The organism is Chloracidobacterium sp., from assembly GCA_016720705.1.
Classification (GTDB): Bacteria; Acidobacteriota; Blastocatellia; order Pyrinomonadales; family Pyrinomonadaceae; genus OLB17.
In genome coordinates this window covers 106,165-120,418 of record JADKKB010000002.1, presented here as the reverse complement: position 1 = coordinate 120,418, position 14,254 = coordinate 106,165, and the positions used below count along the sequence as shown (strand labels likewise).

Below are 14,254 nucleotides of genomic sequence, written 5' to 3'. Positions count from 1 at the left end.
AGAAAACAAACAATGCCTGAAATAGAAACCGGTGCCGACAGCATCCGGAAGTTCCTGCACGAACTCGATATTAGGATCAGAGCCCGGTACCCGCTTATCGCTATCAATACCTTCGAAGAAGACCGCGTACGCGAAGCGCTGTTCGATCTCGTCTTTCAGGATCGGCACAAGGAGAAACCTCTCTATTTCTGGAGCCGTCCCAGCGGTCTTCAAAAGATGGTCGATCCGAAAGAGGGTTTACTAAGCTCTCCTCAAACGATCGGCGACACGGAAGATCCCGAAAGCCTTCTTGGGTTCATAAGCGAACAGAAGACCGGTATCTTCCTGCTTTGTGACTATGCCCCTTACATCTCGCCGTACGGACAGGAAGATCCTCTATTAGTTCGACGACTTCGTGAGATCGCCTGGAAGCTGAAATCGACAAAAGCAACCGTTCTATTTGTAGGACCGAATTTCCCGGAACTCAAAACACTCGAAAAGGAAGTCACTCAGGTAGAACTCGATCTGCCTAGGGAATCCGAGATCGAAGACTCGATAGAACTTCAGTTTGAGAACCTTCGTTCCAATGGTCTTGATATTAGCCTCAACAAAGAGACGCAGGACGCCCTGCAGCAAGCTCTCCTTGGCCTGACCGCCGTCGAGATCAGCAATGTCGTTGCAAAGGCAGTTATCAGTTGTAATGGGCTCAATCAGGACTCGATCAATGTCATCCTCGAGGAAAAGAAGAACGTAATACGCGGCAGTGGTTCGCTGACGTATGTTCATCCAGAACCTGCAAGCAACTTAGGCGGTTACCAGTCGCTTCGAGCCATACTCGAACGTGCCGCATACACCTTCAGCCCGAGAGCGAAGGCACGACATGTCGAACCGTGTAAAGGCATTCTGCTAGTCGGGCTTCCGGGATGTGGAAAGGATCTCTGTAAGCGTGTCGCTTCAAGCATCACGAATCGGGCACTGCTTGATCTGGACTTCGGCTCGATCATGGGCGAAGGCGGAGGCGTCATCGGTTCCTCGGCAATGTCTATAAAGCGGGCGTTATCGATCGCCGGAACGATCAAAGGTATTCTTGGTATTAGTGAATTTGAGAAAGCGGTCTCGGGAATGAAGTCTTCGAACAAGACGGACGGAGGCGAAACCGCACGAACGATCTCTTATCTCCTCAACTGGATGCAGGACAATCAGGACGTCCTTGTATTTGCTACCGCCAACGACGTCCGCGAACTCGAATCCGAGCAGTTCAGGATCGGCCGATTCTCCTACATACATTTCGTTGATCTTCCAGAGAAAGACGACCGCAAGGAGATCTTCCGGGTACACCTTAAGAAAAGAGCACTCGATGCCGAACACTTTGATCTCGAAAAACTCGTAGATAAGAGCAACGACTTCTCCGGTGCCGAAATAGAAGGTGCGGTGAAAGATGGAGTCCTTTAAGCCTTCATCGATGGCGATCGGCAGGCCGAGACTCGCGACATCATTAAATGCATCGAGACCATAACCCCTACCGCCCAGATGATGAGCGAGAAAATTGAAGAGATCCGCAAATGGGCCAGGAACAATATCAAAGGGGCCGGTTCTCGAATCGAGAACACCGGCCTTGCTGGAAACCGCACTGATCGGATCTACGAACTCTAATTACGGAGAATCCTAATGAGTAAATACATGACATTCGACTCTCAGTCATTTCCGAACCGCGAGTTGCTTCTCGACGCTCTCGCAGAATTCGGATTCGCGTCTCCAACTGTAGGATCCAATCTCCCGCTTGAAGGTTGGGACAAAAGAAACCCTCAGACTGCCGATATCGTGATCCGCCGTCGAGATGTAAAGGAGCAATCGTTACTGGGCGACATCGGTTTTCAGAAGACCGCAAAAGGATATGTTGCAATCATCGATGATCTAGATCTTGCGTACCGTCTTGGGAAAGACTTTGTGATCAGACTTCAGAACAGCTATCACGAATCCGCGGCCCGAAAGATGGCCAAGAAACTTGGTGGTACGCTGATCAAGGAACGGATCGGAAAGACGATCAAAATCCGTATCAAATATTGAGAAGGGAGGTGGTGAATTATGCCCGAGGTTGAATTTAAGATTGATACGGAGCGCGGAACCTGCGAAACCGAGATAAAAGGTTATCAAGGAGTTGCATGTGAGAAGGCCGCGAGACAGCTAAAGGAAGTTCTTGGCGATCCCTCTGCGGAGACTAAAAAGCCAGAGTATTTCGTCAAACGGATGCCCAAGCTGACCAGCAAACGAAAATGAGCAATGAGATTACTTTTATACTTGAACCCGACAGTGGAAAACTCACGACCGAAGTATCGGGTATTTCCAACGCTGTACTAACCGATCTGAGATCTGACCTTCGTACAGCCCAGAATGTGAATTGCGGAAAGCCGCTCCAAAGAAATAGTGTTAAATGGCCAGCGTTATCCGGATCGATTTTCAACGATAATCAGTCTATTTGGCTCTATCGGATTTATCACAATTCGGTCGTTGATGGGCCTGGTCGAAGAAGCGTAATTCAAGTCGCAGGGTGTTCAATTAGATGTCCGGGATTTATCTACAGTCTTGAGAGGGCGAAGTATGATTTAGCCCATGAAAGACATCAACAACAATCAGCACACTTCTGACACTTCTAACAGTTCGTTTTGGTTTGAGCGCTTCATCGCGGATCTATCGACCGTACGTCCGTTCAACACGGTAAAAGCTTACCGGCAGGATCTCGTGCTGTGGCTGGGGTTCTGTAACGACGCCGGGATTAATGCCCTTACCGCTCGCCCTACCGACATTATCCAGTTCGTTCGCACTGAGCGTGAGCGCCCGACGTGTCGTGGAGCGACAGTTGGGGCACGAACACTCGTTGAGGCGTCTTTCCGCACTCCGGCAGTGGTACGAGTTTCTTATGTTGGAGCCCGAACAAACGGGTGTTCAACGCAACCCGGTTCCGGTTGGAGGAACGCTGCGCACTGCTGCTGGGATCGTCTCCGGCCAACCCGCACTTCTTCGCTACGACCGCTCTCACCCGCAGACACTCTCGCCAGACGAGATCGATCGCTTCGTCTCGCAGTTGACCGCAACAAAGCATCGCGACCGTGCGATCGTCTGGCTGCTGAAAGACGGAGGTGTCCGGATCGGCGAAGCTCTCCCTACAGATGCCGGACATTCACTGGGCGGGCCGGCGCGTTACGGTTCATGCCACAAAAAGTCGTACCTCCCGTATCGTTCCTCTAAGTGACGAGGCTCTCACCGCACTTTCGAACTACATCAGAATAGAACGCCCGACCTCGCTGACCCACGACTACGTTTTGTCTGTCTCGGAGGCGGAACTTTGGCCAGCCATTTCGATACCGCGCTGGTCTATGTTTGCGAAGAAGCCCGCAAGCGAGCCGGTGTGCCACGCGTTCACGCACGCTTTCGGCATACCTGAGCGACGAACCTGGCTGAAGCCGGCATGCCGATGGACGCGCTACAGAGGCAGCTTGGTCATCGAGATATAGAGACGACACTTATTTATAATGAGGTCCGGGACACTCGCCTTCAGCGTGAATACCGCCAGGCAATGGCAGAGACTTCGAAAGCTGTGTCCACGAACGATGCCGATAAGGATGATAAGGGGGAAACGAAATGAGTACTCCGATCAGTCCGAATAGGCCAGAGTTAGATTTCACTGCACACCGCCTGACTCTTACCGATAAAGAGCGACAACTCCTTGCCACAAAACGTTGGGATGCTAAGGAAAAACAGCAGATTGCGGAGTTGTTCGATCCATTCAAAAAAGCCTTCGTACACTACTGCGTACGCAATCGCCAGGCACGTTATCATCATTACGCCTTCAGCGAAGCGCTGCACTTTTGCGGCAAGCTGCTGTTAGCGTTCGACTGTACCTACTGGGGGTTCGAGTGGGAACGCCTTCGAGCCTGGAAAAGCGAGATGCTGGAGCGAGAAAGGATCGCTCGAAGGTTTGGCACTGGAATCAAGAAGATGAGTGGCACCTTGTCGCTTCAACGCTTTTCTTTCTTGGAATCATACCCTACAGCGAAGAAATCCATAAGACCTTTCACCGCGTTCTCGCGGAGAAATGGCTCGGAAAAGATCGGGCACGCAAAATCAGCGAACGTTTTATGACGGCCGCCCTCAATGTCGGCTACAAAGATAAGGTGACGCTTCATAAGTGCGTTACGAGCGCTCTTTTAGCAATGCTCGTACTCGCTAAGAAGACCGATCTCAGCGAACTCACAAAAGTCGATATAGAGAATTGGCGTAATTTCACGAAGAGGTCAAAACGAGTCGCAAATGCGAGTGTCATTCGTATTGAGAAGGTCTTACGGGCAATGGGATATCTGAAGGATGCTCCGCCGTCCCGCTTCTTACCGGATCCATCACGCCACTATAGTTGGGGACGCACCGCTCCGCAGATACAGGAGACTTTCACGCGATTCCTTGCCGATTTTCAAACGGTGCGTGCCGCCGGAACTGTCCAAGGATATCGCATCTTCTTACGTCGCTTCGGTGACTGGCTGGGCGAGTATGACCCGTCAGGTAAAGTCGATAGCGGATCTGCGGCGTACGCATGTAGAGGCCTATAAGCGTGCTGTAAAAGACATGCGGTGCGGAGATTACACCAATGTCGGCCAGGAATTTCGTACAGTCAACTTCGGGGAGCCGCTGTCGAAATCGCATCAACTTCGTGCACTGTCTTGCGTCCGCAGCTTTTGCGAACAGATCGATGTTCTTGACTACCCCGAACGTCCGAGCCGAAAGCTCTGGATCCGCGGCGACACGCTGCGTATTGATCAAGAGCTGCCGCGCACGATCCCGGACCAGGACTGGCACCGACTCGGTGCGGTACTAGAGAGTCTGACTTTTGAACAAGTCAATGCGGCACGCTTTCCTCCGCCATTTGAGAGAATGCAGGCCGTCCTGGCAGTGCTCTTCGAGTCAGGTTTGCGGGCCGGTGAACTCTGTCGTCTCGATACAGGATGTCTGCTGGCCGCAATCGACCCGCAAACGGGTGAGCAGACACACTGGCTCAGGGTGCCGGTTGGCAAACTCCGCAATGATCGAATGATTCCTGTCCGTCCGCAAATGGTCACGGCGATCGACAACTGGATGAAAGTGCGCGGCCAACAACCCTCTTTCTCGACCAGCACCAACAAGCCTACCGACTATCTGTTTGCATGGCGTGGGCTGCCATTCACCACTCATATGCTGAATGCATGCATCACTAAACTATGCGGACTCGCAAAAACAAGCAGCGTTATACGAGCCACTGGTTTCGCCACACGCTCGCCACGTTGTGGCGCCGGCGGAATGCGGATCGAGTCGATCAGCCGGATGCTCGGCCACAAAAACCTGACAATGACGATGCGGTATGCCGCGGTGATGCCTCCTTTGCTCCGTCAGGAGTTTGAGACGGCGTTTGCTCTAATAGATGAGGAACACCGTGCGACGGCTCAAATCAGGGTGCTGCTTTCCCCTGAAGCTCACATCGCGGCGCAGGTTGAATGGCGCGAATCGCTGTTTGTTGATCTCGGCTTGGGCTGGTGCGGGCTTACTGCGTATCATCCGTGCGAAACACGTTTATCGTGTCAGAGCTGTCCGAACCTCATTCCCGATAAACAGAGTCTCCCGCTGCTCGAAAGGCAAAGAGCGAATCTGGTCGAATTGCGAGGGCTGGCGACTGAAAAGCTGCCTTCATCGCGAAAAGAAGAAGTATATAGAGAGTTGACTACAGCGATCGATGGCATGGACCGCAATATCGCGTACCTGAACGAAAATGAGCGGCGGGAAGCTAGCTGAATAAGGAAGTTTGTGAGGAGAAACGATGAGCGAACTGGACGATGCTGATCGATACAACAAGCGGAGCTATGCTCCTGGAGCATTCACCTGTCTGCCGATGTACTGGATAAAGTTACGGCCATTGCAGGCGAAGGTAAGGAATGCGGATGTGCTCGCCCGCTCGATGTAATCCCGCCGCCGACTATGCTGGATCTTCAAACAGGAGAGGCTCAAGTACGGATCGCAGGTTATTATCACAACTCGCTTGTCGAAGGGGCCCGGCCGACGCAGCTCGGTGCTCTTCCAGTTCTGCCCGTTGTCCTGCAAAGGATGCTGGGTCCCGCATCTACATAACCCGGATGGCGGAGAATTGGTCGCAGTAAAAACACTTGCTGAAAAGTTGCTTGACCCGCCCTTCGAGCTTGACGGGGTCAGCATTCTAGGGTGGAGAACCGTTTGCACAACCGGAAAGCCTGTTGGCACTTGTCAAGGAACTTCGTCGACGCGGCTGCCAGCATATTCTTTGTTACAGCGGCTTTACGTTAGAGGCGCTCGTTCAGCAGGCGAAAAAGCAGCCGGCGATAGGCGAAGTTCTGGCAGATATCGATATGCTGATTGATGGTCCTTACGTCGTTGCCTTAGCAGATAGTGCCGGGGCATGGACGGGAAGCGGAAATCAAAGAGTGATCGATCTCGGCGAGACCCGTCGCACCGGTCGGACAGTTTTGTATTGAAACCTCAGCATCGTCTACATACTTTGACAAACTATAGAACTAAGTGCTATAGTGCTAAGTGAGATAGGCGTACGAGGGCAAGCCACAGTGAGAATCTTCAAAAACAAATGGTTTGCCAAATTCGCCAACAAAGAGGGGATCAGCGATGAAAAGCTGATCAAAGCGGTTGAGGACGCGGAGGCCGGGAACATCGACGCCGATTATGGCGGAGGCGTTATAAAGCAGCGTATAGCCAGGCCAAAGGAAGGAAAATCTGGCGGCTACCGGTCGATCATCCTCTACCGCGGGGAAGATAAGGCCTTCTTCGTCTACGGGTTCGCAAAGAGCGTCATGGAGAACATAGACAAAGCCGATGTAAAGGGGTTTTAAGCAATTGGCTAAAGTCATGCTGGATCTCACGGACGAGGAGTTGAAAACCCTTCTGAAAAACAAAGAGATCGAAGAGGTGGAGTCATGAAAAAACGAAGGTTTACAGGAGCAAGGCGGCTGCGGCCATCCATGAAACCGCCAGCGCCTCTATGAGTCCGGCATCATCGACAAACAGACCATGCGCGGGTTCGATGAAACCTGCCTTACGCCGATTCAGGAATTCACCCCGGAGCAGATTCGGGCTTTGCGGAAGCGAGCGGGTCAGCCAGGAGCGTTTTCGCTCACCATCTGAATATCTCGAAAGAATCGGTCAGTCAGTGGGAGCGAGGGGAAAAACACCCGGCAGGACCGTCGCTCAAATTGCTCACGCTCGTCAAGCAAGGGTTAGCATCTATCGCTTGAAAACAGCGAGTCAAGGTGGTGGAAAACTATCGGACGCCCGCCGAGTTTGAGGGAAGCCTCGCCTACGGCTCGGCTTCCTCAAACTCGAACGGGATTACAATTATTAAACGAAAAAAGCTAGTATTTCCTTGGAAACAAGATCAGGCCGAATACTTCCTTCATTCCACACTGTAGATAACTGCCTGCTATGTGCCGGAAACTCACGATCGCCACAATGGAATGTTGGTTTCGGTCGCTTCCGTTAACAGGGAAATTCAATCAAAACGAGCTGAGCACGATGGCGTTACGATCCTTGGCGGCGAACCGTTTGACCAAGCCGGTCCCGTCGCCGAGCTTGTGTCAAGGCTGAAGCGATTCGATCTGAACTTAGCCATTTACAGCGGGAAAACGCTTGAGGATCTGATCGCAAGACACGATCCTTGTGTTGACTATATACTTGCTCACATTGACCTGTTGATCGACGGCCCTTTCGAAAAATCTCTCACCTCGGGGGCGGGAGAATATCGAGGTTCGTCGAACCAACGCTTCCATGGTCAGGCTGGCTCGTCGTAAAAGAATCGTTCATTACGATTTCCGCTACAAAAACAGCGAAGAAAACAAATGTGAATTGCATTGATGAAATCAACTTCTTAGAGTATGATTTTGAGTGCAATCAAGGTCTGTTTATTGAAATTGAGATTTGATCCTAATGGCTAAAGTTGGTTGCACGTTGGTTGCAGCGTTCCTGATCAAGGCTATTCAGATTGAAACTGGTAAAGCCCGTAAGTTGTTGATTCTAAGATGTTTTGAGCAGTTTTGACAAGTTATACAAACCTACCCAAATCGCTTGGGGTGCGAGAGATCGCAAGTCAAAGGGGGGATCTAGGTCTCTGAACATATAGTTCGATCCAACCGAACCTTATGACGCCAGCTCCTTGTAACGCTTCCCAAATTTTGCGGAATTTCGTGCGGTCGCGTCCTAACCGTTCTTGTATACGGTTCATGACCTGTGCGGATTGAATTCCGTGGATCGTCTCGGCTTCACTCTAGAGACTCGCTGCGAACTCGGAATCTTCGTGAACAAATGCGGACGCCATCCTTTCGATTTCGCGTTCACTCAAGTCGTTGGCGAACGCAAGCTTGCGCCACTCCGACACTGCACCGCCCACCTCCTTAATGATCGTCTTGCCGTCCGCTAGTGTCAGTCTAAAGTTCTCCGCCACCGACAAAGCCAAATCGAGCGAAGCGGAACCATTATCAAGGTCAATGTTGGTCGTCAAAATCCTAGGGTTTTACGTCCGTCGGCACGGGGTTGAGATCGTAAGCTGGGGATAGGCGCCATCCCTTAAAACGTTCGTAAACGAAACCGTGATTTCGAAGATGGTCGTCCGTGTTTGAAACAAGGATACTGAAGACGATTCGGCCACATCTGAGCCAGATCCGCCGTGGGTTCTGCCCCGTACTGACCGAGAGCGTCGGCGATTTCGAGATAGCTGTGCGTATCGCTGTCCCTTGCCTGAAGCATGCTCATTGCCGATAAGAACGGGACGCGGGTTGTCCCTTGGCGGTCAAAACGCCGGACAAGCAGGACCGATTTACCGGCGATATCCAGTAGCCTTCCAGAAGAGCATTCAAGCCCGGAGCTCTCGGCAAGCATTAGAGTTATCGCTTCCCAGACAACAACGTTACTTTCATCATCGTTCCGCGGGAATTTGGCAATCGCCAATTGACCGTCGTTATCCCTGACCGACGCTTTCGGTCGGGCTCCACCCAAGGACGAGCCGGGTGCGAGCAAAATGCGAAGATCTTCCGCGTCTTCCTCTTCATCCAGAAAACGTTCCGTAGCCGAAAGCAGTCTGGGCAAATCGACAAGCGGAGGAATTGCGCGACGCCCATCCTGGAGCAAGGAAAGGTCCATCCTTCTCATCGGAAAAACGCAAGGCTCCTTGGCGTGCTTCGTCACTTACGCCAAGCAGAAAATCGGCTTCGCCCAACGTTCTCGGAGTTTCACGGTCCGTCCGGGCTCGCTGAGATTCCGCCCGCCGCATCAACACTCGACCCCATCGATCAGGCGCCGAATCTCCTATCGAACCGAATACATTCAGGTCGGTATGAAATGAGCCTGCTGTTAATGCTAATGCGGGCTCGAGCGCAAAACGCTCCTTGTGTGCAAGCCAGCTTTGGTCATATTCGAAAGAAGCGCTTTCGCGCCCTTTTCGATAGTGACACCACAATCGCCCGACAAGATAAATCTCGTCCCCAGAGCTATCGAGACGTAGATCTTTCGACTACCATTTCGTCCGCCTCCGGAAGGTAAGCGAATTCGCTTAGGAAGGTTTTCTTCTTCCAACATCCTGCCGACCGGGTCGAAGTTTGCATCCGCTAAGCTGCTAAGCCGTTCAGTTAGTCCAAGCACAAACAGGACTGCCGCGTACCCTCCGAGCGATACTGAGGGATCCCCTTTTTCTATTTTGCCGAGAGTCGATCTGGAAACGTCGGATCTCTCGGCCATCAGTTCTAGAGGGATGCGCCGCCGACGTCTGCCGTCGCTTATGTCTTGACCCAACTTCCGCAGGGCCTTTCGAACTGGGATTGGAATACTTTGTTTCATCGCCTTTTCTAGTTAACGACTATAAGAAACCCCGTTAACGGCTGTAGCGTCTAAGATAATACACATTAAAGAGGAATGCAATAGAGGTTTTCATAATGTATATAATATACGACCTTAAAACATTTAGTGCCTAAAATACTACCCACTAGGGGTTAAAGCCTGACCATATCAAGGATTTTTGACAGCGTTTCAGATTGTTATGACAGCGAGTTGCATTTCCGAATAATCACCCATTATCCCTATCAATCAGCATCTTCGCCTGAAGGGCGGCTGCCTCGTCAAATTCGGTGTATTCAAAACTAGTTTGCATTTTTATGTCCCGCTCCACGTTGGGCAAGTTTGTCGGAGTATCCAAGGCGGCCCAGACGAGTCACCCAGTCGCGACGCAGATCACGCAAACGGAGCCCAGGCACACCCGCAGCCTCGCGCACCGCACTCCAGGATTTCTTGAAGGTTGAATATGGAAAAATTAGATTGTTTGGGTGAGCGGTGTGTTCTGGAATTATCTTGCCCTGTTGCAATCGATTTTGTAACTCCACCAATGCACCCTTCATCCGGTCAGAAATAATTGCCAGCCGCACTTCGCGTCTATTCCCCTTGAAGGATACAAGTGCCGTCAAATCCTTAAAGCCGCCCTCATTGTCCATCACATCGCGCCAACGAATAGGTTCATAGAAGGTATTTGTATCCTTAGAATAGTCCGTATCGTTGTCATTAACTGGATAGAGTTCATTTGGTCGAGCTCCAGAATCCCTAAAGCGATATAATTAGGGGGTATAAACGCGGTGCCGAATTTAGTATTTTCCGAGCCGCAGCAAGGATGCATTTCTCCTGCTCTTCCGTTACCGTCACAGTTCTTCGATTTTCCAACCCCTTCTTGAATAAATCCATCAAAATCAGGGACCTCGTTGAGCCACTTTTTTTTCTTTGCTTTTCGCATCATCGCACGAATCGATTCAAAGTCACGGTTTATGGTTGTGATGGTCACTCCTTGGCCGATACGGACCTTTCTAAAGTTGCGAAATGACGATTCATCAAGCTCGTGTATCAGACTAGAGCCACCGATTATTTTTACAATTCGATCGATCTTGAGGCGTTCTGACTTCCAGGTTCGCATTCCTTCGATCTTCACGCCGTCCAGATATACAGGCTGGATAACATATTCGGTCTTATACCAATCCGCTAATCTCTCTAGGGTCATGCCATGTCCGTCGATATAGGCTTGGCCACGTTGTTTATATTGTGCGAGAATTTCCTCAGCAAGCTGTTGAACATGGGTCAGGTTCATCGCCCGCTTCTTATATGTTTTAAGGCGTCCGTCCGCTTGGCGGAGTTGAACTCGAGCATAGAGTTTTCCGTTTGCATCCTTAAAAGCGTAGTTTCCGTACCTAGCTCGTTTCGACATATCATTTATCCAAAATTCTACATTTGTAAAGGGTAAAACTTAGGGACTATTTTAGGGACTATTTGATATGAATAATTTGCTTCATCTGGTGTGAGCATCAAGCTGAAATGCCCACAAACACGGGAAAGTATATCGTATTACGTTAACTAGAATTAGCAGGAAGTGGCTTTTAACCACTGGGTCGCAGGTTCGAGTCCTGCTCGGATCACCAAAAATTAATAGAAGCACTCTTTCGGGGGTGCTTTTTTATTTTGCGGGCTTCGGATCAGAGTTTTGTGAGTGAAAGTTGGACCTCGTCCAGGAGTTTCTCATCCCATTTGCCGATCGCGTTTTGAGATCGCAGTTCATTGAGCAGAGCTAGGGAGCGTTCGAGTTCGCGCCGGGCGATCTCTTTGCGGCCAAGTTTGATCGCCGTCATACCGACGCTTTTAAGTGACTGGGCGAGGTCGCGGCGGGCAAGTGTATTGCGGACATCCAGATCGGCGATCTGCTTATATATCTCGGCAGATCTCTGATATTTGACCATCGCGTCCTGTAGATTGTTCGCTTTCTCGCTGGTATCGCCCATTCTCACATATAGCGTAGCGAGATCACGCTGAAACATCGCGTTTTTAGGATCATCCGAGACCAATGTCTTAAACATTTCTTCGGTCTTTGTGAGCCGCATATACGCTTCCCGAGGCTTACCGACAAGCGTAAGAACAAATCCCAATCGTGATCCGGTGCGAGCGAGATTATAGCGAGCCTGAGCGTCCGCCTTATCTGCATTTACGGCCTGCTCGGCGACCGCAAACTGCCGCTCGGCAAAATGCAGCGAACGGGTCGGCGAGGCCTCTTCGTAAATGCTGCTGGCAAGGCCGTACGCGAGCCATACGAGAGCCAGGACGCCGGAGTCATTTGGTGAACGGGCAGCGAGCCCGTCGGCCAACTCGATCGCCTTGTCCATCTCGATCTCGGCCTCACTCTGTGCACCGTCCCACGAAAGAGCGTTGCTGAGATAGAAGATCGCCCGAGTCTGCAATTTTTGAACGACGTCTGAATTTTGATCCAGCCCGGCAAGTTGGTCGATCGTCTTTCGAAAGAGCGGCACCGCCACCGAGTATTGGTTATTATTGGAATAGATCTGCGCGTGCTCGATCTGAGCCTCAATAGCCGACATCTTCAGTTCAGCGGACCCCGGATCCGCTGCAATGAGTTCGCCGTAGATGGTAAGGCCCAATTCACTGTCGCGGATCGCGCCCGAGATATCACTTTGTCGCGTGCGAATAAGGCTCGTCGATTGCAAGTTCCGGGCGATGAGTCGCCGGTTGTCGGCACTTTGCGGTAACCGCTGCCTGATCAAAAGTGCCTTTTCGAAACTGGTGACCGCCCCCGATAGATTGTTTAGATTAGGGCGATTTGGGTTGCCCTGCAGATCGCCGACCTTTTCGTACGCTGCCGCAAGCTCAGCCTGAAGTCCTGCGTCATCCGCCGATTCCTCCGCCAGAGAATCGAGGTACTCGAGTGCCCGTGTTACGACCGTTTCACGAGCTTCAGTCGCACCGTTCAGACGCTCGATCTTCGGCGTGATCTCAAATAGAAGTGAATTTGAAAGTTGTCGAATGTCGCGAAAGCGGTGTTCCGCACGGTCACGTTCGTGACGTGCGACACTGGCCTGCCACAGAGCAAAGATCATCCCGGTAACGAGTGAAATCACGATCAGTGCCGCGGCACCGACACCCAATCTATGTCGGTTGAAAAATTTACCAATTAGATAGACGGCGGTATTCGGCCGAGCTATCACCGGCCTTCCGCTAAGGTGGCGCCGGACATCCTCGGCGAGGTCCTCAACTGATGTGTAGCGCCTCTCGGGTTCCTTCCGAAGAGCCATTAAAACAATATTGTCGAGGTCGCCGGCCAATGACCGTCTCCCGGGAATATTCGGAGCCAGGCGGACGACCGAACTTGGAGGGACGGGCTGACTTGCATTGATCGTCTGCAAAACCTCGTCGAAACTCTTATTTTCAAGGTCCAGCGGTTTTGACCCGGTCAACAATTCATACAGAACTACTCCGAGCGAGTAAATATCACTTGAGGTGGTGATCGCCCGCCCGCCGATCTGTTCCGGCGATGCGTAGGCCGGCGTAAATGCGAGTACGGCGGTTTGAGTGTTGGTATTATCGATCTCGAACGCCTTGGCAAGCCCAAAATCAAGTAATTTCGGCTCGCCATCCGAGTTGATTACGATGTTCGACGGTTTGATATCGCGATGCACTACGAGATTCCGATGTGCGTACGCCACGGCGGCACAAACCTTCAAAAAGAGCAGCAGACGATCGTGGATGGACAGCGCTCGGGCCGACGCGTATTCGGTCAGCGTCAGACCATCGACATATTCCATTGCGATGAACGGCTCACCGCGATCGGAAATGCCGCCGTCGTGCAATGCGGCGATGTTGGGATGGTTAAGGCCTGCGAGAATCTGACGTTCGCGTCGAAAATGCTCGATTATACGGGAGTCGGCGACTGATTGGCGGACGATCTTTAATGCGACATCCTGGTCGAACTCACCATCGTCCCGCCGTGCCAAAAAGACGGTTCCCATCCCGCCGTGACCGATCTCTCGGACAATTCGGTAATTGCCGAATTGGATGCCGGTCATTTCCGCGGGGCTATCGGAGATCTGTTTACTCAGTTCGAAAATGTTGTCCTCGATCAAATTGTGATCGGAGTCTGCCGCGTTGAGAAGCGAGATGACCTCCGAACGCAACACATCATCATCACCGCACGCCTCGTCGATGAAGCTTGCCCGCTCGGCAGGCCGCAGTTCGATGGCGTCTGCGAAGACTGATTTTAACTTTTCGTGATCGACAATCTGCATTGCGAGTCTAAGATCAACGTATCCACGCGATTATACAGTCAAATTTCAAACCGATGAAAAAAATACGTTGGAAGTGGGCGCTTTTGCTAAAAATAAACGCCTTATTAAGTAGAAACCGAACC

General features: G+C 51.5%; 16 protein-coding genes and 2 pseudogenes. 12 read left to right on the top strand and 6 right to left on the bottom strand.

What is annotated here, in order from left to right; genetic code table 11:
* Positions 1-12: 12 nt before the first annotated feature.
* From IPQ00_02870 to IPQ00_02815, 12 genes and pseudogenes are all read left to right on the top strand, one after another.
* Positions 13-1,431 (top strand): AAA family ATPase, encoded by a 1,419-nt coding sequence (locus IPQ00_02870; protein ID MBL0239507.1) that lies wholly within the window; start codon positions 13-15, stop codon positions 1,429-1,431.
* 216 nt (positions 1,432-1,647) lie between these two features.
* On the top strand, positions 1,648-2,046 hold the full coding sequence (locus tag IPQ00_02865) for a DUF1257 domain-containing protein (GenBank protein ID MBL0239506.1): 399 nt from the start codon (positions 1,648-1,650) through the stop codon (positions 2,044-2,046).
* 18 nt (positions 2,047-2,064) lie between these two features.
* On the top strand, positions 2,065-2,256 hold the full coding sequence (locus IPQ00_02860) for a DUF2997 domain-containing protein (GenBank protein MBL0239505.1): 192 nt from the start codon (positions 2,065-2,067) through the stop codon (positions 2,254-2,256).
* 640 nt (positions 2,257-2,896) lie between these two features.
* Positions 2,897-3,229 (top strand): hypothetical protein, encoded by a 333-nt coding sequence (locus IPQ00_02855; protein ID MBL0239504.1) that lies wholly within the window; start codon positions 2,897-2,899, stop codon positions 3,227-3,229.
* Positions 3,230-3,451: 222 nt separating this feature from the next.
* Positions 3,452-3,622 carry a hypothetical protein gene (locus IPQ00_02850; protein ID MBL0239503.1) on the top strand — a complete coding sequence of 57 codons (171 nt, stop codon included), beginning with the start codon at positions 3,452-3,454 and terminating at the stop codon, positions 3,620-3,622.
* A complete protein-coding gene (locus IPQ00_02845; GenBank protein MBL0239502.1) occupies positions 3,619-4,119 on the top strand; it encodes a hypothetical protein in 501 nt (166 codons plus the stop codon). The genes IPQ00_02850 and IPQ00_02845 overlap by 4 nt, the downstream gene beginning before the upstream one ends.
* Positions 4,116-4,580 carry a hypothetical protein gene (locus IPQ00_02840; GenBank protein MBL0239501.1) on the top strand — a complete coding sequence of 155 codons (465 nt, stop codon included), beginning with the start codon at positions 4,116-4,118 and terminating at the stop codon, positions 4,578-4,580. Before IPQ00_02845 ends, IPQ00_02840 begins: the two co-directional genes overlap by 4 nt.
* Positions 4,522-5,793 (top strand): tyrosine-type recombinase/integrase, encoded by a 1,272-nt coding sequence (locus IPQ00_02835; GenBank protein MBL0239500.1) that lies wholly within the window; start codon positions 4,522-4,524, stop codon positions 5,791-5,793. Before IPQ00_02840 ends, IPQ00_02835 begins: the two co-directional genes overlap by 59 nt.
* Before the next feature lie 25 nt (positions 5,794-5,818).
* A complete protein-coding gene (locus tag IPQ00_02830) occupies positions 5,819-5,962 on the top strand; it encodes a hypothetical protein (GenBank protein MBL0239499.1) in 144 nt (47 codons plus the stop codon).
* 105 nt (positions 5,963-6,067) lie between these two features.
* Positions 6,068-6,391, top strand: a complete 324-nt coding sequence (locus IPQ00_02825; GenBank protein MBL0239498.1) for a hypothetical protein — start codon at positions 6,068-6,070, stop codon at positions 6,389-6,391.
* Between the two features lie 202 nt (positions 6,392-6,593).
* Positions 6,594-6,963, top strand: a pseudogene (locus IPQ00_02820) (type II toxin-antitoxin system RelE/ParE family toxin).
* Positions 6,964-7,466: 503 nt separating this feature from the next.
* Positions 7,467-7,829 carry a 4Fe-4S cluster-binding domain-containing protein gene (locus IPQ00_02815; GenBank protein ID MBL0239497.1) on the top strand — a complete coding sequence of 121 codons (363 nt, stop codon included), beginning with the start codon at positions 7,467-7,469 and terminating at the stop codon, positions 7,827-7,829.
* A gap of 473 nt (positions 7,830-8,302) precedes the next feature.
* On the opposite strand, the gene IPQ00_02810 is transcribed toward IPQ00_02815, so the two are convergent.
* From IPQ00_02810 to IPQ00_02785, 6 genes and pseudogenes are all read right to left on the bottom strand, one after another.
* Positions 8,303-8,536 (bottom strand): hypothetical protein, encoded by a 234-nt coding sequence (locus IPQ00_02810; GenBank protein ID MBL0239496.1) that lies wholly within the window; start codon positions 8,534-8,536, stop codon positions 8,303-8,305.
* Between the two features lie 65 nt (positions 8,537-8,601).
* Positions 8,602-9,183, bottom strand: a complete 582-nt coding sequence (locus IPQ00_02805) for a HipA domain-containing protein (GenBank protein MBL0239495.1) — start codon at positions 9,181-9,183, stop codon at positions 8,602-8,604.
* Between the two features lie 381 nt (positions 9,184-9,564).
* Positions 9,565-9,867: pseudogene (locus IPQ00_02800) on the bottom strand (hypothetical protein).
* A 299-nt stretch (positions 9,868-10,166) separates the two neighbouring features.
* Positions 10,167-10,514 (bottom strand): hypothetical protein, encoded by a 348-nt coding sequence (locus IPQ00_02795; protein MBL0239494.1) that lies wholly within the window; start codon positions 10,512-10,514, stop codon positions 10,167-10,169.
* Entirely contained in the window at positions 10,514-11,272 is a 759-nt protein-coding gene (locus IPQ00_02790) for a hypothetical protein (protein ID MBL0239493.1), read from the bottom strand. Before IPQ00_02790 ends, IPQ00_02795 begins: the two co-directional genes overlap by 1 nt.
* Positions 11,273-11,537: 265 nt before the next feature.
* Complete coding sequence (locus IPQ00_02785; protein MBL0239492.1) at positions 11,538-14,132, bottom strand: protein kinase; 2,595 nt, start codon at positions 14,130-14,132, stop codon at positions 11,538-11,540.
* Positions 14,133-14,254 lie beyond the last annotated feature (122 nt).